Below are 24076 nucleotides of genomic sequence, written 5' to 3'. Positions count from 1 at the left end.
GACCGGCGACGGTCGGAAGGAGGCGGACATGATCCGCACGGTATGGGGACGGCTCCGCGCCTCCCTCACGAACACGATCGACGACGACCGCGGCGACGTGCCCGGCTGGGTTCTCGTGACGCTGATGACCGCAGGTGCGGACTTACGGCAGTAATCTGTCCGGGAGTGCCGCTGGGGTGAGGCGCCCGGCGCTCCGAGGTGGTCGAGGTCGCGGCAATGTCGATGACAGCAAGCAACACCCAATCACCAGCACGGAGGACAGATCATGGACAAGAACTTCACCACCACCAGCAAGGCCCTCGACGCGATTCTTGCGGAGAGCATGGACCAGAGCGGCGAGGACCTGATGCACACCCTCGCCCGGGTCGACGAGCTGATTGACCAGGCGCGAGGGATCAAGCGAGCCCACGCCAAGGCCGTGCGCGCCGCGCAGAGCAAGGCGTCGAACGAGAAGCGCAAGGCGAAGATCACCGCGGCGCTTGCGATGTACGAAGCTGCCCAGAAGACCGCATGAGTCGCGGTGGGAGAAGGCCCCTGGGGAGGTTTCCTCAGGGGTCTCTGTCGTTGAGGCGTTCTCATCGTCGTTCTGGGCTCCGTGGGTCACTCCGTTTTGAGGGGGAGTGCCCTCGGCTACCTAGGGTGATCGGAGAGCTCACAGGACGACTGGAGAACAGAGTTCCTAGGGTTCCGCCCGGGGTCGGCGCGTTCTGTCCAGCAACGTCGGGACCCTTCGGTAATGTGACGGCATGCCTTCCCAGAAGCCCCGCCTCCTAGACCTGTTCAGCTGCGCCGGCGGGGCCGGAATGGGCTATCACCGCGCGGGGTTCGAGGTTGTCGGCGTCGATATCGACCCTCAGCCGCGCTACCCGTTCGAGTTCATTCAGCACGATGCGCTGACCCTCGATCCTGAGTTCTTGGCGTCGTTTGACGCGATCCATGCATCGCCGCCGTGTCAGTCGTACTCCGACCTTGCAAAGCGAAACGGGAACGCCGATGCATGGCCGCGCCTGATCGAACCCGTGCGCGAGATGCTGGACGGCCTGGGTGTGCCGTACATCATCGAGAACGTCGAAGGTGCCCCGCTGCTCAACCCGACTGTGCTGTGCGGGACCATGTTCCCCGGTCTGCGGGTGATCCGGCACCGCTTGTTCGAGTCGAACATTGAGCTTGATGCGCCGGAGCACGGCAAGCACCCGCTGGTGTTCACGCACGACAAGCGTAAGGCCCACTACGGGAAGCTGGATCAGAACAAGTCGTTCGTGCAGGTGACGGGCGGGGGCAACAGTTCGATCGCCAACGCGAAGGATGCACTCGGCATCGACTGGATGAACAAGCGAGAGCTCAACGAGTCGATCCCGCCCGCCTACACCGAGTACCTTGGCGGCTTCCTGATGCGCGCCGTCAAGCAGGGGTCGCTGCGCGGCGTCGCGCGGGAGTCTGAGCGCGCCGCCTAGACTCGGGGGCGTGGCAAGCACGAGCGCAAAAGCGAAGCTCAGGGCATACTTCCGTGAGCACCAGGGTGAAGTAGTCAAGGGTAAAGAGCTCGCGCAGCTTGTTGCGCCAGTCGGTGAATGGGCTCGACGCGTTCGCGAGTTGCGCGAGCAAGAGGGCTGGCTGATCTACACCAACAACGACACGCAGGACCTGAAGCCTGGTGAGTACATGTTGATGGCAGACCCGCCGGAGAAGCCAGATGCGGCGTTCGTGCGGGGCATCTCGCAGAAGCTCCGCGCGGAGGTCCTGGACCGCGACGGCTCCACCTGTCAGATGTGCGGGAAGGCCGCGGGTGAGATTGACCCCGACACAGGCCGGAAGGTGCGGCTGCACCTCGGGCACATCGTGGACAAGATCTACGGTGGCAAGGATGAGCTGTCGAATCTTCGCGCCCTGTGCTCGACGTGCAATCAGGGCGCGAAGAACGTCACGACTGAGAAGCCGTCAGCGATCTGGCTGCTGGCTCAGGTGAGGCGTGCTGGTCTGGATGACCAGAAAGCCGTCTACGAGTGGCTGCGGACGAAGTACGGCGACTGAAGGCTTGCTCACTCAGCGCGCGCTTCGTCAAGGCGGGCCTGACGCTTCGCACGGCTACGCCGGTTGTGCATCCGACGCTCGTTGATGCGTTCGCGGATGAGGTCAGCGGTCTCAGGGTTCGGGGAAGTCAGGAGAAGCGTCTCCAGCGCCTTGATGCTGGTGGGCAGGTGGGCGAGTGCGGACAAGGTGTTTCCTTTCGAAGGGGCGCGTGGGCGCGCGGAGTGAGCCGAAGAAAAACCCCCGTGGGGCCAGGCTCGATATCAAGCCCCACGGGGTGGTCAGTCAGGCCGCTGAGCGGCGTTCGCGAGCGCGCTTGTTGGCGGCGTTGTGCTTGGCGCGGCCCACGTCGGTGTGGCGGTAGGCCAGCCGACGTGTGCGGGCGCAGTCCTTGCACTCGTTGTTTCTGCCTTCGCGGCGGCCAGCGTGGTTGCCGTAGGCGTCTTCGGGTAGCTCGCGGCGGCAGCGGGTACAGCGGATCAGAGCGGGGCCGGTCACCAGGCCTCCTCCCGCACCTTCGTCGCCTCAGCGGCCTGCTGTCGGATGAGCGAAAGGCGGGATGCCTTGCCCGCGGTCTTCGCCTCGGTACGGCGTCGCCGGTCGCGGTCATCGCGGATCGTGCGGTTGATCTGGGCGAGCATGCCGCCGTAGCTGGCGATGATCCGGCTTTCGAGTGCGCCCGTGTTGCTGAGCTGGGCGTCGGCCTGGTCGGCGACCGCGCGCGCCAGACTGATGATGCCCGCCATGCGGTCTTCGGCCATTACGGGGTCAGAAGAGATGACGGTTTCGAGGTCGTCGCGGAGAGTCATGATGAGGCCTTCCTGGCGCAGGGGCGGGAGGGATGATCTGTGCTTGATCCTGGTGGCCCGGTCCGTTCTGGATTCAAAACGGATCGCACACATTGAGACCATTGCCGGGGATTGAGCCGTGGGGCGAGCCACCGCAGGATGCGAGGCGCCTACCCGGGGGCTGGGTCGCAGGGAGCTGGGGTCACACTGTGCCGGCCCGCGCCCGGAGGGGTTACTGCGTAGCGGGTCAGGCTGCGCAGGCAGGAGACCTCGACGGGCGAGGCCGGCACAGTGATCCTGCTCGCGGGTGTCCTACGCCCCAGCAGGTCTGATCGTCGGGCTATCACTCCGCATCAGCGCTCAGCCACGCCCGAAAGGAGAGGGCTGCTGAGACTCTGCGCGTCGAACCCGAAGTAAGGACGCGCAGAGCTGCGTGGACCGGCACCCGATGAAGGATGCCGGCCCGGCGAGTTAGCTACTCGCGGAGCTGTGAGGTCACGCCGTGAGGGTGACCTTGAGGATGCCCGTGGGCTGCTTCACGTCCGTGGCGAAGCGGCCTTCCGTGCGGAACCGGACCTGGTTCTTGTCGAAGCCAGTCGCGGCGTCCACGTCGGTGCGGATGCCCTTGGTGTCGGTGCTGATCTGGACCGTGTCGGTGTCCAGCACCAGGGCCGTGCCCGCGGCGATGCCGGACGTGACGAAGGTCGTCACTCCCCACAGGCCGGGGTTCGGGCCCCCCGTGAAGGGGCCGCCGCCGTAGTAGTCGTTCTCGCCGTTCTTCGCGAGACGCAGGGTCTCGTAGTCCGACGAGTTGATGACCACGAGGTCAGCCGTGTAGCCGCCGACGGTCGCGAGCTTCGCCATGCCGGAGAAGATGCCGTCGAATCCCTTGGCCGGCGTGTAGCTCGCGGAAGTGGCGTAGGTCAGGATGCCCGACGTGCCCAGGATGGTGCTGATCGCCTCGGCCTCAGCCTTGCGGATGACGCCGTTACCGAGCTCTGTCGCGAGGAACGACTCGAGCTCGTCATTGTCCTCGAGGAGGAAGCGGTCCACCATCTCGGAGAGATGAGCGATGACCTTCAGCGAGTTCGTGACCTCGACGGCCGAGTAGACCGACGTGGGCTTGAGTGCGCCCGGAGCCACGACAGCCGCGTTGTTCGTTCGCACCGTCTGCTGGAGGAACTTGTACGACGGGGTCGTGCGCTGCACCGTCTTGAACAGCGACAGGAAGCCGGCGTTCGGGCCGGTGAGGCCGAGCGGGACCGGCTTGGGGTCGAGCGGGACCGCGGTGCCCGACGAGCCGCCCGCGATGAGCGCCTTGATGCCGGGGTTGGCGATGGACTTGGCCAGCGACTTCACGCGGGCCGGCGAGAAGTCCAGGTAGCCCTTTGCGCCGGGGATGCTGCGGTCGCCCTCGTGGTCGATGGGCTCGCCGGCGACGGCGCGCATGTTCTCGGCCGACTTCTCAGCGCGCAGAATCGCGGCCTTCAGTTCGGTCGCGCGGTCGTTGAGCTCCTGGAGCTCGGTCGCCTGCTCGTCGGAGAGGTTGCCGCCCGACTTGTAGCCGTCGACGATGACTGCCATCCGTGCCTGGATGGTCTTGAGTTCGGACTTAGGGTCCATGGTTGACTCCAATGGGGGGTAGTCACTTGATGCGCCTAGCTGGCGCGGAAGTGCCTCCCAACGGACCGCGCAGCATCGGCTCGGCACCGTCTGCCCTCCTGGGCCTCGCGGTACTGTCTGCGCCGATGTGTCGGCTGGCTGGTCGATCGTCCGGGCGGCCCTACTCCTGTAGGCGCGCGCGTCGGTCGGTCAGCGGCGGAGTGGGGCGGGGTGCACGTTTGGGCAGCGCATCCTCTCCCTACCGATCTATAGCGTCTTCGGGGGGACGGGCACGCCTGAGTCAGGCGAGCATGTCGGCGTGGTCCAGCTTCTGGAGACCCTGTTGGAGTTCGTGCAGCGTGAGCGCGGCGGTTGACACGTCGAGCCAGTTGTTGAGCTCCAGGGCCGCCGACAGGCCGCTGCGCTGTTCGAAGTGGAGCTTGGCGAGCGCGATGGTCTCGGCGTCCGAGAACATGGCGGCTTGCTCGTTGTCGTAGAAGAGTGCTCCGCGGAGCTGCGCCAGGCCAGCAGCGCGCAGTTCCCGGGCGAAGTCGGCGTCAGCGGTCGGACGGTTGAATCGAGTCATGAGAATGCCTCCTGCGCGTGTGAGCCTTCGGCAGGGTGAACGTTGACGGTGATGATCGGCTGGGGTTCGGGGACGCCGGGAAGTGGGTCCCAGGACCGGAGTCGTATGCCCTTGGCGCCACGACGGGCGTGGAAGACGACGCCGACCGATGCGAGGCTGTCGGCCTTTCGACCGAGCCACGATCCCATGCGCCCGGTGTCCTGAGGGAACCACTGCGCCCGGTCGAGGGCACCGGCTGATTCGAAGTCGAACATGCCGAGTGCGGTTCCGCGGAGCTCGCTGAGCAGGTCGTCGTTCGAGAGCTCGCCGCCTGCCGGGTGTGCCTTGACGAACTCGTAGACCACGCGGGCGAAGCGGTCTTCTTCTGCCGCGGCTTGCAGAGTGTCTTGGCGCTCTTCGAGCATCGCGGTTTCGTACTGAGCGCCGGTCGCCTGATCGAGCGAGCGCGCGAGGGCGCGGATTTCACGGGGACGCACCGGCTGGCCCGCAGCGATCAAAGCATCCATCTCAGCCAGGCCATCGGGGAAGCCCTTGAGAGCGATCACCAGGTCATCGAGAAGGTCGGCGAAGATCGCCGGGGCCATCCGCTTGAACTCGGCGTCCAGGTCGCGGCCCAGCGGCGGGCGGGTCGGTGAGACCGTCCAGATGCGGTTGCGGAGGTCGTCGCGGAAGCCCGCAGGGGTCCCGGACGCGGTGATGAGCAGGGGGCGCTTGCCCGTGGTGGTCGTCGTGCCCCGTGTCTCGTAGAGGGTCTGGGTGCGGAACGCCGCACCGGTGATGACCTGCTTCATGGCTTGGTGCTGCGACGGTGAGATGGACTCGACGTCATCGAACGCCAGAATCGGGGACGTGTGCATGAGGCTGCCCCAGCCCCGTTCGGTCGTAGGGAAGTCGCCGCCGATACCGCCGAGGGTCGGGTCAGCCGGATGCAGGAAGCTGAGCAGCCATGCACTCCGCAGGGACTTTCCCATCTGCGATGAGGCCACGAACATGAGGCCCTGCTGCGTCCAGTGCGGGAAGTAGACGCTCATCAGCCACAGCCACACCAGATGCCAGTCGCGATCGGAGAGGGCAAGCATTTCGCGGAACCAGGCCTTGGCCTCGCCGGGCACCCGGTCGGGGGACTCGTCGGGGAGCGGAAGAGGCTGGAAGTTCGCTTCGCGGTGCCACACCGGCGTCCAGTCGAACAGGCCGCCCTCTGTGCGCGGGTCGTGGACATACCAGCCAGCGGGTCCGACCTGTACGACGAAGCCGGTCAAGCGGTCGCCCAGGTCGATGAGGACGCGAGGGATACCGTCGTCGCCGGTGTACTGGTTGACGCGCGTTACGAGCGGCACGCGCTCCTGGTACTGGGTGACCTTCCGGGCGTAGGCCCTCGCCATGTCGTAGACGACCTGGGCCTGGCCGAACGTGTCCGAGCCTTCTGCTGCGAGGCGTTCTTGCCACTCCGGGATGAGGTAGTCCACGGACTCGGCGACGTGGGGGACTGCCGGATCAGCAGGGATGATGACATAGGCGCCCTCCGTGGTGCGCCTGAAGTCGTAGTCGGGTGCGATCCGGTTGAAGGCGTCGTAGCGGTTGCTCACTGTCCACCGTCGCGGAGGAACGCGGCTTCGTCGTTCGTGAGGAACAGCTCAGGGTAGACGCCGATGAGGTCAACCTCGTCGCGGGGGATCGCTGAGCCGCGCGCGTCGAGGAAGTCGGGCCCGTTGTCGGCGCCCCAAAGGTCTTCGAAGTCGGAGCTCAGCAGGTGGTCGTTTGTCACCCCCTCGTCGCGGGAGTCGTGACGCAGCGTGTAGGTCGTGGGGACCAGGCCAGCGCCGGTGCCCCAGACCAGTCGGTAATGCTGGTAGCTCTTCGGCAGGAGCAGATGCGCGTTCTGGAGGAAGGGCAGGAGCGGCTGGTGGTTCTCGCCCGCGGGCAGCTTCTTGATGATGACGCCGCCGGAGCGCGTGTGGACGCGAACGAACGCGGAGCGAGTGCCGTCCGGTTCGACGGTGACCTGCTGGATCGCGAGGTAGGGACGAGGGATGAGAAGGTTCGCAGACATGCGAGACTCCGATCTGCGCGAGGTGCGCCGAGGGAGATGGACTGACCGTGGTCAGCGGTGGCCAGGACGGCCGGACGGCGCGTGAATCGAAGGATCGCGCCAGCAGTGGAGTCTCGTGGTTCGTCTGCCGTGTGACGGGCGGCAGCCCCGGTTCCCGCAGGAACGATTGATGACTATAGCGTGCGGCCTGGGCTATGGGCGGCGTGGGCGCATGCTTCAGGGGAAACGCATAGGTAGCAATGGCGCCGGAAGCCAGCGTCAGGGAGGGGCGGACATAGTGAAAGATGCTCCCGAAGGCGTCACCCGTGTCACCCAGTGCCCCGATGCCTTGGAAACACTGGCCAAAGCCGGGTGACACCTTCGGGTGACACCTTTGATTTTGAAGGTGTCACCCAGCTGTGTGGGAGGCGTCACCCGGAGGGCGTGAATAGTAGTCGCGCGGAGGCTTCACGGGCGCGCTGAGGCGCGGGATCAGGAGACCTCGACCGAGTGAGTCTGGGGCGTCGGGGTCATCGACGTCGATCCAGTGAGGCACCAGCCGCTCAGGCTGGAAGACGTTGCTTCCCCGCGTCTCCGTTGGCAGGAGGTCGATGCGATCAAGGCCGAAGCGTTCGAGCAGACCGCGTTTGGTGTGGTCATCGCCGTCTGCCCACGCCTCTGCAATCGTGCGGCCCGTAGGTATCCACCGACGCTCGATGGTCACAGGAGCCGCCTGGAGCTCCGTCCGCCGCCCTTTGAGCGTCTGGAGCTCGGTTGCGAGTCGGGCCACGTCGGCGTCGTCGTGGGTCATCTGGGCCGCGGTCTGGTCGATCGCAGCCTGGACGCGGGCCAGCTCGTCTACATGCTCCGGTCGGTGCACGCTTTCTTCGAGGACGGCCTCTGGCCAGTGTCCGCGCTCCGCGAGGAATGTATCTGTGATTGCGCGTTCGGCGAGTTCGGCAGTCATATTCGGTGCGGGGCATGTCCCGCCCGCCTTGCGAGAACATGTGTAGGTCGAGCGACCCGAGCGGACTGTCACCCAGAGCTTCTTTCCACACACCCCGCACCACAGCAAGCCGCTGAGCAGTCGCGCTTTTCGCGGGACTCGGCGCGGCTTGCCACTCGGAATCTTGGATGACTTGATCCGGTCGCGGAGTCGTGCGGACGTCTCGACATCGAGAGCCGCCGGAAACGCTTGCAGCGGCAGTCCCGCCTCGTCAAGGACAAGTGACCAAGCCTTGCGTCGGGTGCCGTCGATCGGACTGCCGACGCTGACCCGACCGAGCACAGCGTCCCCCGTGAGGATCGCGGCGACGGCTGGCCAGGACCAGACACCCCGAGCGAGCCCGTGGGCGTCTTCGCCGCGGAGAGTTGCGAGACGGTAGGGGGAGCGGGTGGTCGGCACGCCTTCGTTCGTGAGGATGTCAATCAAGCCATTGATGGGCCGACCATCGAGCGCCCAATCAGCCATGCGCTTGATGGTCGCGACCTCGGCGGGGTTGAGAATCAGCGTTCGGCCGCGGCCAGAGGGGTGAGGCGCTGGGGAATACCCGTAGGGGACGGTTCCGCCTTTGAAGCGACCCTTCTGCTGGTTGTCGCGGATCGCCGCCGAGACCCGCATCGCGGTGTTGTCGGCTTCGCTGCGCGCTACTTCGGAGAGCACGGCTGCGGTGAGCCGCCAGCTCGGCTGGGTGGAGCGGATGCCGTCGCGGAGGGCGATGAACTCGGCCTTTGGGTGGCGATCAAGGACTTCGACCAGGCGTCCGATTGCGCCGAGTCCTTGACGGGTCCAGCGGTCCAACTTCCACACCAGGAGCGCGTCGGCTTCGCCCGCGTCGAGCATCCGAAGGGCTTCATCAGCGTTCGCCCGCGCCTTCCGGCCTGAGAGGCCGTCATCGGACAGCACCTGCGCTACATCGAGGCCCTCGGATTCAGCGAAGGCCCGCAAGTCGCTCTCCTGACGCTGGATACTGTCAGAGACGCCGTCGTTGGAATCAGTGACTGACAGACGCAGGTAAAGAATGGCTCGTCTCATGAAAAGAGATTACTGCGTGAAGTCGGGAGGCTTGGTCGTCGCGATCTGGAGCCTCGCCGGGCCGGCTCTCGCCGACCTGTTCGAGCAGGCGCTCAGCCGCGTCTCGGGGCTCTGACCCGCGATGCGCGATGCCGAGCGGGCGCGCGGCGGCGGCTTCGGCGAGGGCGATGACACCGGCTCCGCGCCGGTGGAGTTCGTGCTCGTCGGGCTGCTGCTGACCGTGCTCACGCTCGGCGTGCTGCAACTCGCCTTCGCCGTCTACGTGCGGAACGTCGTGCACGACGCCGCGGTGGAGGGCGCCTACCACGGCGCCCTCGCCGACACCGAGCCCGCCGACGGCGCGGCGCGCACCGCGCGGCTCATCGACACCGCGGTGGGCGGAGCCCTGGATGCCGAGGTCAGCGCCGCGGCCGTCGAGGGCGGCGCCGGGCCGGAGGTGCAGGTCACCGTCGTCGCGACGCTCCCGCTCGTCGGCCTGCTCGGCGTGCCGGCCGGGATGGAGGTGACCGCCCATGCTCCGCGCGAGAGCTTCGACTGACCTGCGGAGCGCGGTGTGCCCGCACCGCGATCGGGACCGTTCCGACGCGGCCACGCCCGGAGACGAAGGGTCCGCCGCACTCGAGTTCATCCTCGTCGGGCTCGTGCTGCTCGTGCCGCTCGTCTACCTCATCGTCGCGCTCGGCTCGATCCAGGGGCAGTCGCTCGGGGTGGAGACCGGCGCCCGCCAGCTCGCCCGCACGATCGCCGAGTCGCCCGACGCGGTGACCGCCGACGCGCGCGGCGCCCGGGTGCTCGACGCGATCGTCGCCGAATACGGCCTCGACCCCGCCGCGGTGGACGTCTCGATCGACTGCGACCGGTCGGCGCCCGAATGCCCCGCGCCGGGCGCGCTGCTGTCGGTCACGGTCCGCACGTCGGTGCCGCTGCCGCTCGTCCCCGCCGTCCTCGGACTCGATCAGCTCGCCCGCGTGCCCGTCGAGGCCGCCTCGGTGCAGCGCGTGTCACGGTTCTGGGGAACCGCGCCGTGACCGCCCACACGCTGCGCCCGCGGGTGCGAGGCGACGGGCGGGACGACGACGAGGGCTCGGTGCTCCTGCTGACCCTCGGCTACGCCCTGCTCGCCATCGCGCTCGTGCTCGTGTGCGTCGACGCGACGAGCCTCTACCTGACGCAGAAGCGCGCGGATGCCGCGGCCGACGCCGCCGCGCTGGCAGGCGCCGACGGTTTCACCCTCACCGTGTCGGGCGCGGGCGCCACGGCACGCCTCACCGACGACGGCGTGTACGCCCAGGCATCCGACATCATCGACGCGCTCGGCACCGCGCAGCTCGTCGAAGCGGGCACACCCGACGGCGTCTCCGCCCGGGTACGGGTCGCGACCGTGTGGCATCCGCCGGTGCTGAGCGTGTTCGTACCCAACGGCTGGACGATCGAGGCGACCGCGACGAGCCGCACCGCGCTGCGCTGACGCGCCCGCTCAGCGCTCGGCGCGCGCCTCACAGCCCGCGCCGCTCAGCCCGCGTCGCCGCCGGCGGCCCGGGGCACGAACCGCGGCACCCATTTCACGAACGCCGCCGCACCGAGCAGGCCCACGACGCCGATCGCCCCGGTCGCAACAGACAGCGAGAAGGCGGCCGACAGGCCCGAGAACAGCAGCGGTGCGATCGCACCGCCGGCATCAGTGAGGGTGCGCCACGATCCGAGGAACGGCGCGGGGTCGTCCTGAGGTGCGACGTCGGCGCCGAGGGTGAGCAGGATGCCACTGGACAGGCCGTTCCCGACGCCGAGCACAGCGGCGAAGAGGGCGTACCACATCGCCGCCTGCGGCAGATCGTGCGTGAACGACAGCGCAAGGAAGCCGGCCCCCATCAGGATCATCGCGGGAAGCGCCGCCCAGAGGCGCCCGAACCGGTCCATCACCTGGCCGCTGGCGTAGAAGAGCGCGAAATCGATGGCTCCCGACACGCCGACGACGAGCGCGATCGTCTGCGCGTCGAGCCCGATCGACACGCCCCACAGCGGCAGCACGATCTGGCGGGCCGAACGCACGGCCGACAGCGACGCCGCGGCGACGCCGAGCCGGGCGAGCACGCCGCGGTAGCGCCACATCGTTCGGAACACGCCCGCGCGCTCGGGCGTGGGGATCGCCCCGGTGACGGGCTCGCCGGAGTCTTCGGCGAGGTGCGCGTCGCTCCGCGGTGCGGGGGAGGTGCGCGGCACGGCGACCTGCAGCTCCGGGTCGGGCCCGAGCATCACGAGCAGCACCGCCGCGATCAGGCAGACCGCGAAGAACCACACCGTCGCATGCTCGTCGCCGAAGATCCCGATGAGCAGCGCCGCGACGAACGGACCGACGAACATGCCGAGTCGGAAGGTGCCGCCGAGAAGGGACAGCGCCCGTGCTCGGAAGACGAGCGGGACCCGCGTCGTCATGAACGAGTGCCGAGCCAGTCCGAACGCGGCGGCGCTGAGGCCGATCACGAAGACGGAGATCGCCAGCACGAGGAGGTTCGGCGCGAGCGCGAGCCCGGCGACGCCGAGGAGGGCGACGGCGCCGCCGATCGCCATCGTGATCCGCTCGCCGATGCGGGCGACGGCCCAGCCGGCGGGGATGTTGCCGCACAGCTGCCCGACGACGAGCGCCGAGGCCACGAGGGCCGCCGTCGGCACGTCGGCGCCGAGGTGCGCGGCGAAGATCGGCAGCAGGGGGATGACCGCCCCCTCGCCCAGCGCGAACAGCACCGTGGGGCCGTAGATCACCGGGGCGAGGCGGCGGATCATCCTCCGGATCGACTCGGGGGTGGAGGCATCCGTCACCCCATCCACGTTAGTGTGGACTGTCATGCTTGAATTCGATTCCTCCGCCGACATCCAGGCCCTGCGCGCCACGTTCTCCGACATCGCGGCGGTGGTCGATGTGACCGCGCTGCGCGCGGAGATCGAGCGCCTGTCCGAAGAGGCGGGTGCGCCCGATCTCTGGGACGACGTCGAGAAGGCCCAGAAGGTGACGAGCGCGCTCAGCCACCGCCAGGCCGACCTCAAGCGGGTCACCGACGTCGAGCAGCGCCTCGACGACCTCGACGTGCTCGTCGAGCTCGCGCAGGAGATGGACGACGACGACACCGCCGCCGAGGCGCTCCGCGAGATCGCCGACCTGCAGGATGTGATCGGCCAGCTCGAGGTGCAGACTCTCCTCGACGGCGAGTACGACGATCGCCCCGCGGTCGTGACGATCCGCTCGGGCGCGGGCGGCGACGACGCGACCGACTTCGCCGAGATGCTCCTGCGCATGTACCTGCGCTGGGCCGAGCGGCACAAGTATTCCGTCAAGGTCATGGACACGTCCTACGCGGAGGGCGCGGGCATCAAGTCCGCGACGTTCGAGGTGGATGCCCCATATGCCTACGGCACCCTGTCGGTCGAGGCCGGCACGCACCGGCTCGCGCGCATCAGCCCGTTCGGCGGCGCCGACAAGCGTCAGACCTCCTTCGCCGCGGTCGAGGTGATCCCCGCGCTCGAAGAGGCCGTCGAGGTCGACGTGCCCGAGAGCGACATCCGCGTCGACGTGTTCCGCTCGTCGGGCCCCGGCGGTCAGTCGGTCAACACGACCGACTCGGCGGTGCGCATCACGCACCTTCCGACCGGTCTCGTCGTCTCGATGCAGAACGAGAAGAGCCAGATCCAGAACCGCGCCGCCGCGATGCGTGTGCTGCAGACGCGCCTGCTCCTCCTCAAGCGCGAGGAGGAGGCGGCGAAGAAGAAGGAGCTCGCCGGCACGATCACGGCGAGCTGGGGCGACCAGATGCGCTCCTACTTCCTCTACGGCCAGCAGCTCGTGAAGGATCTCCGCACCGGCTACGAGGTCGGCAACCCCGCCGTCGTCTTCGACGGCGACCTCGACGGGCTCATCGCCGCGGGCATCCGCTGGCGCAAGCGCAAAGACGACGACGACTGACCCGTCGCGGGAACCGCGACGCGCGGGCGCGGGCTTAGGACACCAAGTCCGCCGATGTTGATCTTCGGGTTCAAGATGGCGGGGCGCGACCGATGCCGGTCACGCCCCGCCATCTTCGCTACGGTCAGCTGTTCAGGTTTGCGATGGCGTAGTCCGCCTCTTCCGGAGTGAACTTCTCTCCGTACTCGCTGGTGAGCTGGTCGTGGATCGCGGCGGGCGACATGGACATCGACTGCTGGTAGTTCTTGGCCTTGGCGAGTGCGTTCGCGTTCCAGTCAGTCTTCACGTTGTCGACCGCATACTGGGCAGCCTCGGGCGAGAACTGCTCGCCATACTGCGACGTGAGCTGGTCGTAGAGCCCCGCCTTGCTCATATGCATAATGTTCGCGTAGCTGTCGGCCTTGCGGAGGGCGGCGGCGTACTCGGCAGGCACCGGCTGCGCCGCAGTCACCTGCACCACCGTGCCCTCGGCGACCTTGCCGGTTTGGGACTGGTCCGTGATCTTCCAGTCATCGGCGGCTCCTGCCGTTGCCTCGATGACAATACCCTGCACGGCACGCGCCTCTGCGACGGTCTTGCCGACGAGGTTGGGCACCGCCACCATCTTGGGCTCAGGCGTCTTCGTAGCTTCTGGAGTCTTCGCGGCGTCGGCTTCCGCAGTCGCAACCGGAGCCGGCGCGCCAGCGGCACCATCGTCCTGCTTCTTCCCGCCATTGGCGAGGTTCGAGATGACGCCGACGACGAGAATCGCCGCAATCACCCATACCCACCACCGCGTGTACCAGACCTTCTTCGTCTTCGGAGGCGCGGACTGGATCGGCGACGCCGAGCCAGGCGCTGGCGGAGGGGGCGTGCTGGCGGCGGGGGGCGTCTGCGCGGAGGGGGGAAGGTCTGTCATGTGCTGCTTTTCTTGTAGATGGGTGGTGGATGGTTGTCTGTCAGAGACCTAGGAGCTTCTTTTTCGCCGCCGCGAACTCCTCGGCGTCGAGGATTCCTTCGGCATGGAAGGCGGCTAGCCGCTCGATCTCACTGTTGAGATCGGTAGCTGCGGGCGCCGCGGTCGTCGTCGTGGGCAGCGGGCTGCCCGTGTAGTTCACGGTCTGCGTGTTCTGACGATCTTGCAGACGGTGACGTGCCTCATCGGCGATTCGGTTGATGACTTCAACGCCCTCGCGGAACTCGGCGATGTCCTCCAGAACGACTTTCTCGTCGCCGCTGGTCCGGCGAGCCCAGAGAGTGACGTTCCCCACGCCGCGTGCCTTCTGAGTGAGGGATTGCGACGCGTCCACATCGTGGATCTCGTGAACCTTGATCTGCTGGCTCTTCGTCGACAGCGTTCCCGTTTCGAAGATCAGGTACTCAGCGGTGAGGCGATATCGTCCCGCTCCGATTCCGGTCATCGGCTTACCAACGGCAGACCACAGCGTTCCTTCGACAGCGGCGCCGTCGAGTCTGGTCGTGAAACGCTTGGCAATCGACTGTGATGCGGGGCCAGCCTTCTGATCGTCGGCGAAGTGAGCGGTCCACTGCGATCCGTCCCACCAGCGGGAGCGTCCCGATCCGTCGTCGTACCAACCTGCGGGCGTCGTCATTCGCTCTCCTTTCGAGTTTGCTGAACAAATATTAAGTGATTCTCATGAAAACCCTAATCTTGCCCTCGGACATCGGCGTTGCTGCGGGCCGGCATAAAGAGAGGAGGGGGTGTCGCGGGAACCGCGACGCGCGGGCGCGTCGCCCGGCATCCCGCGCCCGCCCGCTTAGGCTCGTCGGGTCATGATCCGGTTCGAGCACGTCACCAAGAAGTACCGCGGGACGAACAAGCCGGCGCTGAGCGACGTCGACTTCGAAGTGCAGCGCGGGGAGTTCGTCTTCCTCGTGGGCGCGTCGGGGTCGGGCAAGTCGTCGTGCCTGCGCCTCATCCTCCGCGAGGACACCCCCAGCGAGGGACGCGTGGTCGTGCTCGGGCGCGACTTGCACACCCTGTCGACCCGCAAGGTGCCGTACTTCCGCCGGCACATCGGATCGGTGTTCCAGGACTTCCGGCTGCTGCCGAACAAGACCGTCTTCCAGAACGTGGCGTTCACGCTGCAGGTGATCGGATCGTCGCGGGCCTACATCCAGCAGGCGGTCACCGAGGCGCTCACCCTCGTCGGCCTCGACGGCAAGCAGAAGCGCCTGCCGCACGAGCTCTCCGGCGGTGAGCAGCAGCGCGTCGCGATCGCCCGCGCCATCGTCAACCGTCCGCAGATCCTCCTCGCCGACGAGCCGACCGGAAACCTCGATCCCGCCACGTCGATCGACATCATGCAGCTGCTCGCGCGCATCAACGAGGGCGGCACCACGGTCGTGATGGCGACTCACGAGGCCGGCTTCGTCGACCAGATGAAGCGCCGCGTGATCGAACTGCAGTCGGGCGTCATGGTGCGCGACGACCGCCACGGCGGATACGGCGACCGCTCGTCGCTACCGACCCTCGCGCCGCAGGAGGAGAAGGGCGCGGCCGCCACCGCCGCGCTCACCGCGGTGCTCGAGCTGCAGCGCGAGATCGCCGCGTCGACCGTCGAGGGCGTGGCACCGGCGGCCGCCGCCGCCGTCTCCGAGGCCGCATCCGACGCGGTCGCCGCGTCGGCCGTCGCCGCGGCGGTCGCCGTGACCCCCGAACTCGTCACCTCTGAGCTCGCCGACCGCGAGACGGCGCCCGCCGTGACCCGCGAGCCCGCGGCACCCCCGGTGACCCGCGAACGGCCGGCGCCCGTCAAGGCCCAGCCCGCGGACGGGGCCACCGCCGAGCCCGCCCCGCACACGCGACCGATCCGTATCGACGCACCCGCCGTCGACCTCGACGGCCTCGACCTCGACGGTCCCGGCGTCGCCGACCGGCTCGGCCTGGCATCCGACGACGACGAAGTGGGGCCGACCTCGTGAGAGTGCGCCTGATCCTCGCCGAGGCGCTTTCGGGCCTGCGGCGCAACGCCTCCATGGTGATCTCGGTCATCCTCGTGACCTTCGTGTCGCTCACCTTCGTCGGTGCCGCGATGCTGATGCAGATGCAGGTCGGCAAGATGCGCGCCTACTGGGTGGAGCGCGCCCAGGTGTCGATCGTGATGTGCCGCGACGATTCCACGGCGACCACGTGCGTCGACGGTGCGGCCAACGACGAGCAGCTGAAGACCGTCGCGGATCGGCTCGCGAGCCCCGCCCTCGCCGACATCGTGCGCGACGTGCGCTTCGAATCGGCGGACGAGGCCTACCAGAACCTCATCGCGCTCTACGGCGACGAGTACGCCGACTACGTCACGCCCGCGCAGCTCGGCGACACCTACTGGGTGGGTCTCGTCGATCCCGGGAAGTCCGACGTCATCACCGAGGCGTTCACGGGGACGCAGGGCGTCGAGGCGGTGAAAAACCAGATGCAGTACCTCGAGCCGCTCTTCTCCGCCCTGACGATCGCGACCTACATCGCCGTCGGCATCGCGGTGCTCATGCTCATCGCCGCGGTGCTTCTGATCGCGACGACCATCCGCCTCTCCGCCTACGCGCGAAGACGCGAGGTCGGCATCATGCGCCTCGTGGGAGCGTCGAACCGGTTCATCCAGACCCCGTTCATCCTGGAGGGTGTCTTCGCCGCGTTCATCGGTTCGGTGCTCGCCGGCGCCGCGATCGTCGCCGGGGTGCATTTCGGCATCAACGGCTACCTGAAAGACCGGGTCACGTTCATCACCGACTGGGTGGGCATGGCGGATGCCGCGATCGTCATCCCCATCATCATCGCGATCGGTCTCGTGCTCGCCGCACTGTCGGCCGGCTTCGCGATCCGCCGCTGGCTGCGCGCCTGACGCTCCCGCTGGGGTAAGCTGACAGGCTGCCGTGTCCACGGCATCCGGAACGAGGAGTCACCATGCCCAGGGAACGCGGGGAGAAGGTCGTCGCGACCAACCGTCGCGCGCGCCACGAGTACGCCATCGAGAAGACCTACGAGGCGGGGCTCGTGCTCACCGGCACCGAGGTGAAGTCCCTCCGCGAAGGCCGTGCGAACCTCAGCGACGGCTACGCCTACATCGACGGGGGAGAGGCCTACCTCGACGCCGTGCACATTCCGGAGTACTCGCAGGGGCATTGGACGAACCACTCGTCCAAGCGCACCCGCAAGCTGCTGCTGCACAAGCAGGAGATCATCAAGCTCTCGCACGCGATCAGCGCCGGTGGGTACACGCTGATCCCGTTGAAGCTGTACTTCGCCGACGGGCGCGCGAAGGTCGAGATCGCGGTCGCGAAGGGCAAGCGCGAGTACGAGAAGCGCCAGACGATCCGCGAGCGCGAAGACAAGCGCGAGGCCGAGCGCGCCATGCGCTCGCGCAACCGCCTCGGCGACTGAGCGCAGGCGCCGCGGCCGCCCCCGGCTGTGCGCACCCTCGGTCCGTCAGTCGAAGGCGCGGGCCGTGTCAGGCGCGGAATCGCGCTTCGACGGCTGCCGTGACGACGATGTCGTCGGGGCGGAAGTCCACCGCCGGCGCGGCCCCCGCGCCATCCATCGTCATCGCCGCGCGCGCGAACATGCGCGGGGGGGCGGCTCTGGCGAGGATCCGCCGAGCAGGCCGAGATCGGCGATCTGCAGCGGCTCGACCGCAGACCGGTCGATCGCGCCCGCGTACGCGCGTGCCCGGGCGACGGCGACGGCGACGGCATCGGTGGCGACCTCGCGTTCGACGTGTGCGCGGGTCTCCGGGGTCAGCTGCCACTCGACGAGGTCGAGCTGGCGCCCCTCGTTGTTCCAGGGGCGGTCGGCCCAGACGCTCATGCGCTGGCTCGACCAGTCGGCGATCCGGCCGGCGCTCTTGCGTGCGCCGAGGTCGGTGCGCACGGGCTCCGCCAGCGCGGCGGTGCGCTCGACGACCGCGCCGCGCTCGGGCCCGTCGGCGGTCGCCGTCACGTGCGCGACGGCCCGTTCGGGAGCGACGCGTCGCTCGCTTTCGCCACGGACAGTGATGATGACCTCGTTCATGGTGTAGACTGTAATGCTCGGATGCCTCGGCATCCGAGCATCCAACTCCACAGTGTGACAGTGGCTCACCCTGCCGCGAGACCGAGAGGTCTGAGGCTTCCAGGGGCTGATCGGTTTCGACAGCGCCTGTGATGCTGCGGGAAGCGGGCCGAGGATGCAGGGTTATCTCGTAAACGATCTCTGCGAACCAATAGTTGCCGATGCAAAGCGCAACGACTTCGCCCTCGCTGCCTAAGCGAGCTCGATAGTCCGTCAGACCGTAGGCGATCCCGCTACGGACCCTGGCGTCATCTAGGGATCTAGCTGTGTGACGGGGTCTCGACGTCACATGGGACTCTTCTGAGACTGGGCTCGTCGACTTAGGTGTCTGTGACAAAGGTCGGAGCCGAGCAGAACGTCTCTACAGACTGCGCCCGGAGAAGACGCAGTATTGCAGCGTTGGACGGGGGTTCGATTCCCCCCAGCTCCACGACGTCACTGTCACACGGAACGTGGATGTCACGAAGGCCGAGCCCCGCCGTGGGCTCGGCCTTCGTGCTGTCTGTGGTGCGGTGCGCCGCCGGGAGGTCTACGGCCTAGCCCTGCGGGCGCTGGATCAGCAGCAGGCTCTGCTTCACGTCGGCGACCGTCACCCAGCCGTCGCCGAACTCGTAGGTCATGCCGTAGCCGTTCTCATCGGTGGTCGGCGCCTGCGTCGGGTCCTCGGTGATGTAGACGGTGTCGCCGTGCTCCTCGCGCCGCCATCCCTTCGCGCCGAGGCCGCGCTGCATCGCGTCGGCCTGGTCGACGGTGATCGGCGCCCAGCCGAAGATCATCAGGTTGCCGGACGGCACCGCGTAGTCTGCCCAGGTGCACTGAAGGCCCTTGTCAAGCGTCACGCCGCCGGCGGCGAACGGCGTCTCCTTCGCGGTCCAGCCCTTCTGCCGGAACTCGGCGAGGAGGTCTTCCTGCACGAGGCTCTCGCATGTGACATCGACCGCCGAGGCCGACGGTGACGCCGAGGGGTCGACGGCGGAATCGTCGGTTGGGGGCGGCGTCGTCGGGGCATCCGTGCCGATCGTCTCGGTGGGGGCCGGTGCGGAGCTCGTGGAGCAGCCGGCGAGCAGCAGTGCGGCGATGCCGAGTGCGGCGAGGGCCGACGCGGTGCGGGTGCGGATCGAGGGGAGGGTCATCGTGTCTGTCCGGTCGAGGTGGGGGAGGTGAGGAGGGTCAGGAAGTCGTCGTGCAGGGCGCCGTTGGTCGCCAGCGACGAACGCGACGAGATGCTGTCGGCGCCGTCGATGTCGGTGAAGCGGCCGCCGGCCTCGGTCACGATCGGCACGAGCGCGGCGATGTCGTACTCCTTGACGTCGAACTCGGCGACGAACTCGAGGCGGCCTTCGGCGAGCAGCATGTACGGCCAGGTGTCGCCGTAGCCGCGGTCGCGCCAGACCGCGCGGCTGAGGCGCAGGAGGTCGTCGGCGCGGCCGACCTCGTCCCACTGGGCGATCGACTGGAAGCTGACGCTCGCCTCGGCGACGTTCGTCACGCCCGAGACGGCGAGGCGGGCTGGTTCGCCTGAGGGGGTGTTCGTCCAGGCGCCGAGGCCGGTCGCCGCCCACCAGCGCCGTCCGAGCGCGGGCTGGCTGGCGACCCCGACGCGCGGCACGCCGTCGATTGCGAGGGCGATGAGGGTCGTCCACATCGGGATGCCCTTGAGGTAGTTGGCGGTGCCGTCGATCGGGTCGATGATCCACTGGCGCGTCCCGCCGGACGGCTGCGTGCCGGAGGCGACTCCGGCGTCCTCGCCGAACTCCTCGCCGAGGATCCCGTCGTTCGGACGCTCGTGAGAGAGGATGTCTCGGATCGCGCGCTCCGTGGCGAGGTCAGCCTCGGTGACGTGGGTGGCATCCGCCTTCACCTGCACGTCGAGGTCGGCGGCGTCAAACCGGGCCATCGTCACCGCGTCGGCCGCATCGGCCAGGCGCAGGGCGAGCGTGAGCTCATCGGTCAGGTCGGCGTCGAAGGGCGCGCTCCAGGAAGGCGATGCGGCGGGGGAGGTCACCCCACCAGAATACGGGGCGTGGCATGCTCGATTGGCGATGAACGGCATCGTGATGGTAACGTTGACCCTCGGTTCGCCCCGTGGATTTCATCCCGATCGGCGGACCGACGGAACGCACCTCTAGCTCAATCGGCAGAGCAACTGACTCTTAATCAGTGGGTTCTGGGTTCGAGTCCCAGGGGGTGCACAGAAAACCGCCTCTCATCAGGAATTTCCTGCGGAGAGGCGGTTCTGCTTCTCGGATCGAGTCAGGATTCTGTCAGGATCGTGCAGAATCAGCGTCGACGCTCCTGCCTGTCACAGGCTGTCCGCCTGTACTGTTCGGGCATGGATATCGAGCCAATAGTTCAGCACGTCATCAAGACGCAAGCTGCAGCCCCTGCACTCGCGACATTCCTCCCCTCATCACCGCCGACAGAGGACACCGAGACAAGCGACGATGAGCCCGCCGAATCCAGAACTGGAGTATGATCGATGTCACTCGCACGCCGCACCCTTGCTGCCCTCGCCAGCCTCCTCCCCGCCATCGCCATTGCGGTGACCTACTTCTTCTGGAGAGACGGACTCGGCTCGCAGGTCGCGTTCCACTGGGACGCTCAAGGCAGAGTCGACGGTGTTATCGAGACAGGTTGGGTTTTCGGACTCGCCCTGGGCATCGCCTCGGCCGCTGGCGCAGTTGCCGCCATCGTCGTCCTGCTGAAGTCTCCGAGCTTGCGCACGAAGCGCGATGTCCTCACCTGGTCAGGGTTCTTCGCCGGAATCGGGATGGCACTGTGGCTCGTCCCCGCAGGGCTCACATACGCAGCGGGAAGCGCACAAGACGCCGAACTCAACGGATGGCTGATCCTCCTCGCCGCACTTCTCCTCTACGGCGTTCTTCTGCGCACCTTCGTCCCATCCAGAGAACAGCGCGAGGTCGACGAAGAGCCATCCGTGCGGACCATCAGCTCTGGCTGGGCGGCGACGGTCTACTCCCCGCAGATCGGCGTGGCGTTCGCCATCTTCGCCGTCGCCGGCGCGGCCGGGCTCGTTGCGGCCCAGGAAGCACCGGTCATCGTTCGCACGCTCATCTGGGCTGTCCTCGCGATCGCGGGGATCGCGCTGGTCGCCTTGCTCGGCATCGACGTACGCGTTGATCAGGAAGGCCTCCGCATCCGCTCAGCCCTCCTCCGGTTCCCGCTCAAGCAGGTTCCGGCCAGCAAGCTCGGCGACGTCCGGACAACAACGGTGCACCCATCCGACTGGGGCGGCTGGGGCATCCGCAAACACGGCGGTTCGACGGCGTTCATCGTCAACGGACGCCATGCAGTGAGCGCATCCCTCCGAGACGGTGGCGAAGTGCTCGTGACGATACCCGAGCGAAAGCTCCCACGCGATCTGAAGCGCCCTGGGTCTGTTGGAGGCTCCTGACCTTGGAAACGAGGATGGAGTTATGCCCAAAGAACTGGCGAATGGGAAGCCGGCAACGGGTCGCTACTCGGTCGAGGAGAAGGCCGCCGCGGTGCGGATGGTGAGAACGCTGCGCGCTGAGCTCGGCGTCACGCAAGGGACCGTGCAGCGCGTCGCGACGCAACTCGGCTACGGGGTCGAGTCCGTGCGGACGTGGGTGAGGCAGGCCGACGTCGATGACGGTGTCGCCCCCGGCGTGAGCAGCGCCGAGGCGCAGCGGGTGCGAGAGCTCGAGCAAGAGAATCGGGAGCTTCGCCGGGCCAACGAGGTGCTCAAGCGAGCCGCGTCTTGCTTCGGGGCGGAGCTCGACCGCCACTACCGGAAGTAGTCGCGTTCATCGACGCGAACAAAGGCGACGTCGTGTGCTTCATCGTCGACGCGTTCTCCCGCATGATCGTGGTGTGGCGGGTCACGCCGCACATGCGCACCGAGATGGTCCTCGACGCGGACCGCGCTCGCGCGCCGCGCAGCTCGTCGAGCGGCTGTTGCGGGAGAGCGCCGAGTTCCGCGCTCTCTGGGAGCTGCAGGAGGTCGGCCTGCGCCCGGCGACGGTGAAGCACTTCGTGCATCCCGAGGTCGGGCCCCTCGAGCTCGAATGCCAGACGCTGCTCGACCCGGAGCAGTCGCACCTCCTGCTCGTCTACACGGCCGTGCCGGGCAGCGAGAGCTACGAGAAGCTGCAGCTGCTGTCGGTCATCGGTCACGCGATCGCCTGACCGGCGTCGCTCGTGGTCGGAGGCGCGAGGCACGCCCCGTGACGCCGAAGACCGCCCGGCCCGTTCCGGAGGCACGCGGTGCGCGCCCCGGAGAGATCCGGGCGGTCGGGGGGCCGGGCTGCCTCAGGCGGCGTCGCCCACCAGCACGGCGGCGGCTTCTTCCGTGGCATCCGCTTCGTGCACGTCGATCCGGCGCAGGGCGCGGCGTCCGAAGAGGATGACCGCGGCTGAGATCAGCACCGACACCGCGGCGAAGTAGAACGGCACCGAGGCGTTGAAGGCGTGCCAGAGCGCCGCCGCGATGGGCGGGGCGGCGGCGCCGCCGAGGAAGCGCACGGCCGAGTACGACGAGGATGCCACCGAGCGCGGCAGGTCCGTCGCCTCCATCACCGACTCGGTGAGGATCGTGTTCATGAGGCCGAGGAGGAGGCCGCCGGCGATGATGCACGCGACGAGCGCGGGCGCCGAACCGACGACAAGCGCCGCGACGATCAGGTCGATGGCCAGCAGCGGCAGCACGATCAGCATCGCGGTGCTGCGCTTCATCGTGCGGAGCAGGATCGGCGCGATCCACACGCTCGTGATGGCGAGCGCGACACCCCAGCCGAAGAAGGTCAGGCCGATGCCCATCGCGCCGAAGCCGAGGGGGAACGGCGAGAACGCCAGCAGCACGAAGAAGCCGATGTTGTAGAACAGTGCCGCGGTCGCGAGCACGGCGAGCGCCGGCTGGCGAAGTGCCCGGAACGGGGCCGACAGCGGGACGGGCGTACGCTTCTCACCCGCGCTGCGGACGAGCACGAGCACCGCGATGAAGCCGATCGCCATGAGCGCCACGACACCGAAGAACGGTCCGCGCCAGCTCACCTCGCCGAGGATGCCGCCGACGAGCGGGCCGATCGCGATGCCGAGACCGAGCGCGGCCTCGTAGAGGATGATGGCGGCCGACGAGCCGCCCGACGCCGCCCCGACGATCGTCGCCAGCGCGGTGGAGATGAACAGGGCGTTGCCGAGACCCCAGCCGGCGCGGAAGCCGATGATGGCATCGACGCTGCCCGACAGGGCGCACAGCAGCGCGAACACGACGATGAGCCCGAGGCCGATCAGCAGCGTCGCCTTCGTGCCGATGCGCGAGGAGATCCAGCTCGTGAAGAGCATCGCGACACCGGTGACGACGAGGTAGCTCGTGAAGAGCATCTCGGTCTCGACCGGCGTCGCCTGCAGAGACGCGGCGATCGCGGGGAGGATGGGGTCGACCAGGCCGATGCCCATGAACGCGATGACACAGGCGAAGGCGACCGCCCACACCTGAGCGGGCTGGCGCCACACGCTGACCTTCGCGGTCTTCGTGCCGGCGCTCATCGGGAGACCTCCGCGGTGCGGGTGCGCGCGTCGACGACGTCGGCGGCCCGGCGGATTGCGGCCCAGTCGTCGGCGTCGAGGTCGCTGAAGCGGGGAGCGAGGGCGGCGCCGAGCACCTGGATCCACTCGTCGAGCGCGGCGAGACCGGCGGGAGTGACCGTGACGACCGTCGCGCGCGAGTCGTGCTCGTCGTGACCCCGCTCGAGCAGCCCGGCGTCGGCCATCTGCGCGACCAGCCGGGTCATGCCGGGCTGGGTGACCCGGCTGAGGGCGGCGAGGTCGCCGATGCGCTGAGGACCGTGTTCGCGCAGCAGGCTGAGCGTGCGCCACTGTGCGGCGGGCGCTTCGTTTCGGGTCTCGAGCGAGGCGACACGCGTGAGCGCGTGGGCGCCGAGCACGAGACGCAGGAGGTCGTCATCGGTTTGCATACCAGAAGTATATACCCAGGGTATGCAATGCGGATCGGATCGCGCAGCGCCCCCA

The 24076-nt window shown here is 68.0% G+C and carries 29 protein-coding genes, 1 tRNA gene, 1 other RNA gene and 1 pseudogene; 16 read left to right on the top strand and 16 right to left on the bottom strand.

Going from position 1 to position 24076, the window contains the following annotated elements; all coding sequences use genetic code 11:
• Positions 1-28 precede the first annotated feature (28 nt).
• The 4 genes from FHX68_RS16115 to FHX68_RS04145 all read left to right on the top strand — a co-directional run bounded on the left by FHX68_RS16115 (position 29) and on the right by FHX68_RS04145 (position 2031).
• The gene (locus FHX68_RS16115; RefSeq protein WP_255314003.1) at positions 29-154 is read left to right on the top strand and encodes a hypothetical protein; all 126 of its coding nucleotides are present in this window, start codon (positions 29-31) and stop codon (positions 152-154) included.
• A gap of 111 nt (positions 155-265) precedes the next feature.
• Positions 266-514 carry a hypothetical protein gene (locus FHX68_RS04155; protein WP_141379304.1) on the top strand — a complete coding sequence of 83 codons (249 nt, stop codon included), beginning with the start codon at positions 266-268 and terminating at the stop codon, positions 512-514.
• Positions 515-746: 232 nt separating this feature from the next.
• Positions 747-1454, top strand: coding sequence for a DNA cytosine methyltransferase (locus FHX68_RS04150; protein ID WP_141381584.1), 708 nt, complete (start codon positions 747-749; stop codon positions 1452-1454).
• Between the two features lie 10 nt (positions 1455-1464).
• A complete protein-coding gene (locus FHX68_RS04145; RefSeq protein ID WP_141381585.1) occupies positions 1465-2031 on the top strand; it encodes an HNH endonuclease in 567 nt (188 codons plus the stop codon).
• An 8-nt stretch (positions 2032-2039) separates the two neighbouring features.
• Here the strand turns inward: FHX68_RS04145 and FHX68_RS15145 are convergent, their stop codons facing one another.
• From FHX68_RS15145 to FHX68_RS04110, 8 genes are all read right to left on the bottom strand, one after another.
• Positions 2040-2216 carry a hypothetical protein gene (locus FHX68_RS15145; protein WP_170214312.1) on the bottom strand — a complete coding sequence of 59 codons (177 nt, stop codon included), beginning with the start codon at positions 2214-2216 and terminating at the stop codon, positions 2040-2042.
• A gap of 97 nt (positions 2217-2313) precedes the next feature.
• Positions 2314-2526, bottom strand: a complete 213-nt coding sequence (locus tag FHX68_RS04140; protein WP_141381586.1) for a hypothetical protein — start codon at positions 2524-2526, stop codon at positions 2314-2316.
• Positions 2523-2837, bottom strand: a complete 315-nt coding sequence (locus tag FHX68_RS04135; protein WP_170219042.1) for a hypothetical protein — start codon at positions 2835-2837, stop codon at positions 2523-2525. The genes FHX68_RS04140 and FHX68_RS04135 overlap by 4 nt, the downstream gene beginning before the upstream one ends.
• A gap of 474 nt (positions 2838-3311) precedes the next feature.
• Complete coding sequence (locus FHX68_RS04130; protein ID WP_141381588.1) at positions 3312-4439, bottom strand: phage major capsid protein; 1128 nt, start codon at positions 4437-4439, stop codon at positions 3312-3314.
• Positions 4440-4719: 280 nt separating this feature from the next.
• Positions 4720-5004 (bottom strand): hypothetical protein, encoded by a 285-nt coding sequence (locus FHX68_RS04125; protein ID WP_141378974.1) that lies wholly within the window; start codon positions 5002-5004, stop codon positions 4720-4722.
• Positions 5001-6590 carry a hypothetical protein gene (locus tag FHX68_RS04120; RefSeq protein WP_141378976.1) on the bottom strand — a complete coding sequence of 530 codons (1590 nt, stop codon included), beginning with the start codon at positions 6588-6590 and terminating at the stop codon, positions 5001-5003. Before FHX68_RS04120 ends, FHX68_RS04125 begins: the two co-directional genes overlap by 4 nt.
• On the bottom strand, positions 6587-7054 hold the full coding sequence (locus FHX68_RS04115) for a hypothetical protein (protein ID WP_141378978.1): 468 nt from the start codon (positions 7052-7054) through the stop codon (positions 6587-6589). The genes FHX68_RS04120 and FHX68_RS04115 overlap by 4 nt, the downstream gene beginning before the upstream one ends.
• 388 nt (positions 7055-7442) lie before the next feature.
• The gene (locus FHX68_RS04110; RefSeq protein WP_141378979.1) at positions 7443-9068 is read right to left on the bottom strand and encodes a recombinase family protein; all 1626 of its coding nucleotides are present in this window, start codon (positions 9066-9068) and stop codon (positions 7443-7445) included.
• A gap of 121 nt (positions 9069-9189) precedes the next feature.
• On the opposite strand from FHX68_RS04110, the gene FHX68_RS04105 reads away from it, so the two are divergent.
• The 3 genes from FHX68_RS04105 to FHX68_RS04095 are packed head-to-tail and all read left to right on the top strand — an operon-like array spanning position 9190 to position 10536.
• A complete protein-coding gene (locus tag FHX68_RS04105) occupies positions 9190-9606 on the top strand; it encodes a TadE/TadG family type IV pilus assembly protein (RefSeq protein WP_141378982.1) in 417 nt (138 codons plus the stop codon).
• A complete protein-coding gene (locus tag FHX68_RS04100) occupies positions 9581-10096 on the top strand; it encodes a TadE family protein (protein WP_229661414.1) in 516 nt (171 codons plus the stop codon). The genes FHX68_RS04105 and FHX68_RS04100 overlap by 26 nt, the downstream gene beginning before the upstream one ends.
• A complete protein-coding gene (locus FHX68_RS04095; protein WP_229661415.1) occupies positions 10093-10536 on the top strand; it encodes a pilus assembly protein TadG-related protein in 444 nt (147 codons plus the stop codon). The genes FHX68_RS04100 and FHX68_RS04095 overlap by 4 nt, the downstream gene beginning before the upstream one ends.
• Positions 10537-10580: 44 nt before the next feature.
• Here FHX68_RS04095 and FHX68_RS04090 read toward each other — a convergent pair whose 3' ends face one another.
• The gene (locus FHX68_RS04090) at positions 10581-11849 is read right to left on the bottom strand and encodes an MFS transporter (protein ID WP_342353559.1); all 1269 of its coding nucleotides are present in this window, start codon (positions 11847-11849) and stop codon (positions 10581-10583) included.
• Between the two features lie 61 nt (positions 11850-11910).
• Between FHX68_RS04090 and prfB the strand changes: the two genes are divergently transcribed.
• The gene (gene prfB, locus FHX68_RS04085) at positions 11911-13023 is read left to right on the top strand and encodes a peptide chain release factor 2 (RefSeq protein WP_141378986.1); all 1113 of its coding nucleotides are present in this window, start codon (positions 11911-11913) and stop codon (positions 13021-13023) included.
• A gap of 124 nt (positions 13024-13147) precedes the next feature.
• On the opposite strand, the gene FHX68_RS15720 is transcribed toward prfB, so the two are convergent.
• Both FHX68_RS15720 and FHX68_RS04075 read right to left on the bottom strand, forming a co-directional pair.
• The gene (locus tag FHX68_RS15720) at positions 13148-13921 is read right to left on the bottom strand and encodes an Ltp family lipoprotein (protein ID WP_141378988.1); all 774 of its coding nucleotides are present in this window, start codon (positions 13919-13921) and stop codon (positions 13148-13150) included.
• A gap of 40 nt (positions 13922-13961) precedes the next feature.
• A complete protein-coding gene (locus tag FHX68_RS04075) occupies positions 13962-14615 on the bottom strand; it encodes a PH domain-containing protein (RefSeq protein WP_141378990.1) in 654 nt (217 codons plus the stop codon).
• Between the two features lie 181 nt (positions 14616-14796).
• On the opposite strand from FHX68_RS04075, the gene ftsE reads away from it, so the two are divergent.
• From ftsE to smpB, 3 genes are all read left to right on the top strand, one after another.
• On the top strand, positions 14797-15948 hold the full coding sequence (gene ftsE / locus FHX68_RS04070; protein ID WP_141378992.1) for a cell division ATP-binding protein FtsE: 1152 nt from the start codon (positions 14797-14799) through the stop codon (positions 15946-15948).
• Positions 15945-16859 (top strand): permease-like cell division protein FtsX, encoded by a 915-nt coding sequence (ftsX, locus tag FHX68_RS04065; protein WP_141378994.1) that lies wholly within the window; start codon positions 15945-15947, stop codon positions 16857-16859. Before ftsE ends, ftsX begins: the two co-directional genes overlap by 4 nt.
• 62 nt (positions 16860-16921) lie before the next feature.
• The gene (gene smpB, locus FHX68_RS04060) at positions 16922-17398 is read left to right on the top strand and encodes an SsrA-binding protein SmpB (RefSeq protein WP_141378996.1); all 477 of its coding nucleotides are present in this window, start codon (positions 16922-16924) and stop codon (positions 17396-17398) included.
• 159 nt (positions 17399-17557) lie between these two features.
• Here the strand turns inward: smpB and FHX68_RS04055 are convergent, their stop codons facing one another.
• The gene (locus FHX68_RS04055; protein ID WP_229661416.1) at positions 17558-18025 is read right to left on the bottom strand and encodes an SIMPL domain-containing protein; all 468 of its coding nucleotides are present in this window, start codon (positions 18023-18025) and stop codon (positions 17558-17560) included.
• A gap of 102 nt (positions 18026-18127) precedes the next feature.
• Here FHX68_RS04055 and ssrA point away from each other — a divergent pair.
• Positions 18128-18497, top strand: a transfer-messenger RNA (tmRNA) gene (ssrA, locus tag FHX68_RS04050).
• A 103-nt stretch (positions 18498-18600) separates the two neighbouring features.
• On the opposite strand, the gene FHX68_RS04045 is transcribed toward ssrA, so the two are convergent.
• Positions 18601-19197 (bottom strand): hypothetical protein, encoded by a 597-nt coding sequence (locus FHX68_RS04045; protein ID WP_141378998.1) that lies wholly within the window; start codon positions 19195-19197, stop codon positions 18601-18603.
• Positions 19194-20069, bottom strand: coding sequence for an inositol monophosphatase family protein (locus tag FHX68_RS04040; RefSeq protein WP_229661417.1), 876 nt, complete (start codon positions 20067-20069; stop codon positions 19194-19196). The genes FHX68_RS04045 and FHX68_RS04040 overlap by 4 nt, the downstream gene beginning before the upstream one ends.
• A 114-nt stretch (positions 20070-20183) precedes the next feature.
• Here FHX68_RS04040 and FHX68_RS04035 point away from each other — a divergent pair.
• The 4 genes and pseudogenes from FHX68_RS04035 (at position 20184) to FHX68_RS04020 (ending at position 22234) form a co-directional block, all read left to right on the top strand.
• Positions 20184-20256 (top strand) — tRNA-Lys (locus FHX68_RS04035).
• A 287-nt stretch (positions 20257-20543) separates the two neighbouring features.
• A complete protein-coding gene (locus tag FHX68_RS04030) occupies positions 20544-21479 on the top strand; it encodes a hypothetical protein (protein ID WP_141379001.1) in 936 nt (311 codons plus the stop codon).
• A gap of 22 nt (positions 21480-21501) precedes the next feature.
• Positions 21502-21881: pseudogene (locus FHX68_RS04025) on the top strand (transposase); the annotation flags it as partial.
• Positions 21881-22234 carry an MmyB family transcriptional regulator gene (locus tag FHX68_RS04020; RefSeq protein ID WP_170214175.1) on the top strand — a complete coding sequence of 118 codons (354 nt, stop codon included), beginning with the start codon at positions 21881-21883 and terminating at the stop codon, positions 22232-22234. The pseudogene FHX68_RS04025 and the gene FHX68_RS04020, both read left to right, overlap by 1 nt.
• A 123-nt stretch (positions 22235-22357) precedes the next feature.
• Here FHX68_RS04020 and FHX68_RS04015 read toward each other — a convergent pair whose 3' ends face one another.
• Together FHX68_RS04015 and FHX68_RS04010 are read right to left on the bottom strand one after the other, a co-directional pair.
• Positions 22358-23593, bottom strand: coding sequence for an MFS transporter (locus FHX68_RS04015; protein WP_141379003.1), 1236 nt, complete (start codon positions 23591-23593; stop codon positions 22358-22360).
• Positions 23590-24021: a MarR family winged helix-turn-helix transcriptional regulator gene (locus tag FHX68_RS04010; protein ID WP_141379005.1), complete on the bottom strand. Its 432-nt coding sequence runs from the start codon at positions 24019-24021 to the stop codon at positions 23590-23592. The genes FHX68_RS04015 and FHX68_RS04010 overlap by 4 nt, the downstream gene beginning before the upstream one ends.
• Positions 24022-24076: the final 55 nt, after the last annotated feature.

The sequence above is a fragment of the Microbacterium lacticum genome (assembly GCF_006716815.1).
GTDB lineage: Bacteria > Actinomycetota > Actinomycetes > Actinomycetales > Microbacteriaceae > Microbacterium > Microbacterium lacticum.
This window is presented reverse-complemented; position numbering and strand designations above follow the sequence as displayed.

What these genes read in the sequence shown, in the direction of transcription:
- FHX68_RS16115 (WP_255314003.1), top strand. Translation starts at nt 29, where the DNA reads ATGATCCGCACGGTATGGGGACGGCTCCGCGCCTCCCTCACGAACACG.
- FHX68_RS04155 (WP_141379304.1), top strand. Translation starts at nt 266, where the DNA reads ATGGACAAGAACTTCACCACCACCAGCAAGGCCCTCGACGCGATTCTT.
- FHX68_RS04150 (WP_141381584.1), top strand. Translation starts at nt 747, where the DNA reads ATGCCTTCCCAGAAGCCCCGCCTCCTAGACCTGTTCAGCTGCGCCGGC.
- FHX68_RS04135 (WP_170219042.1), bottom strand. Translation starts at nt 2,837, where the DNA reads ATGACTCTCCGCGACGACCTCGAAACCGTCATCTCTTCTGACCCCGTA.
- FHX68_RS04130 (WP_141381588.1), bottom strand. Translation starts at nt 4,439, where the DNA reads ATGGACCCTAAGTCCGAACTCAAGACCATCCAGGCACGGATGGCAGTC.
- FHX68_RS04125 (WP_141378974.1), bottom strand. Translation starts at nt 5,004, where the DNA reads ATGACTCGATTCAACCGTCCGACCGCTGACGCCGACTTCGCCCGGGAA.
- FHX68_RS04115 (WP_141378978.1), bottom strand. Translation starts at nt 7,054, where the DNA reads ATGTCTGCGAACCTTCTCATCCCTCGTCCCTACCTCGCGATCCAGCAG.
- FHX68_RS04110 (WP_141378979.1), bottom strand. Translation starts at nt 9,068, where the DNA reads ATGAGACGAGCCATTCTTTACCTGCGTCTGTCAGTCACTGATTCCAAC.
- FHX68_RS04105 (WP_141378982.1), top strand. Translation starts at nt 9,190, where the DNA reads ATGCGCGATGCCGAGCGGGCGCGCGGCGGCGGCTTCGGCGAGGGCGAT.
- FHX68_RS04100 (WP_229661414.1), top strand. Translation starts at nt 9,581, where the DNA reads ATGCTCCGCGCGAGAGCTTCGACTGACCTGCGGAGCGCGGTGTGCCCG.
- FHX68_RS04090 (WP_342353559.1), bottom strand. Translation starts at nt 11,849, where the DNA reads ATGATCCGCCGCCTCGCCCCGGTGATCTACGGCCCCACGGTGCTGTTC.
- prfB (WP_141378986.1), top strand. Translation starts at nt 11,911, where the DNA reads ATGCTTGAATTCGATTCCTCCGCCGACATCCAGGCCCTGCGCGCCACG.
- FHX68_RS15720 (WP_141378988.1), bottom strand. Translation starts at nt 13,921, where the DNA reads ATGACAGACCTTCCCCCCTCCGCGCAGACGCCCCCCGCCGCCAGCACG.
- FHX68_RS04075 (WP_141378990.1), bottom strand. Translation starts at nt 14,615, where the DNA reads ATGACGACGCCCGCAGGTTGGTACGACGACGGATCGGGACGCTCCCGC.
- ftsE (WP_141378992.1), top strand. Translation starts at nt 14,797, where the DNA reads ATGATCCGGTTCGAGCACGTCACCAAGAAGTACCGCGGGACGAACAAG.
- smpB (WP_141378996.1), top strand. Translation starts at nt 16,922, where the DNA reads ATGCCCAGGGAACGCGGGGAGAAGGTCGTCGCGACCAACCGTCGCGCG.
- FHX68_RS04055 (WP_229661416.1), bottom strand. Translation starts at nt 18,025, where the DNA reads ATGAACGAGGTCATCATCACTGTCCGTGGCGAAAGCGAGCGACGCGTC.
- FHX68_RS04045 (WP_141378998.1), bottom strand. Translation starts at nt 19,197, where the DNA reads ATGACCCTCCCCTCGATCCGCACCCGCACCGCGTCGGCCCTCGCCGCA.
- FHX68_RS04030 (WP_141379001.1), top strand. Translation starts at nt 20,544, where the DNA reads ATGTCACTCGCACGCCGCACCCTTGCTGCCCTCGCCAGCCTCCTCCCC.
- FHX68_RS04015 (WP_141379003.1), bottom strand. Translation starts at nt 23,593, where the DNA reads ATGAGCGCCGGCACGAAGACCGCGAAGGTCAGCGTGTGGCGCCAGCCC.
- FHX68_RS04010 (WP_141379005.1), bottom strand. Translation starts at nt 24,021, where the DNA reads ATGCAAACCGATGACGACCTCCTGCGTCTCGTGCTCGGCGCCCACGCG.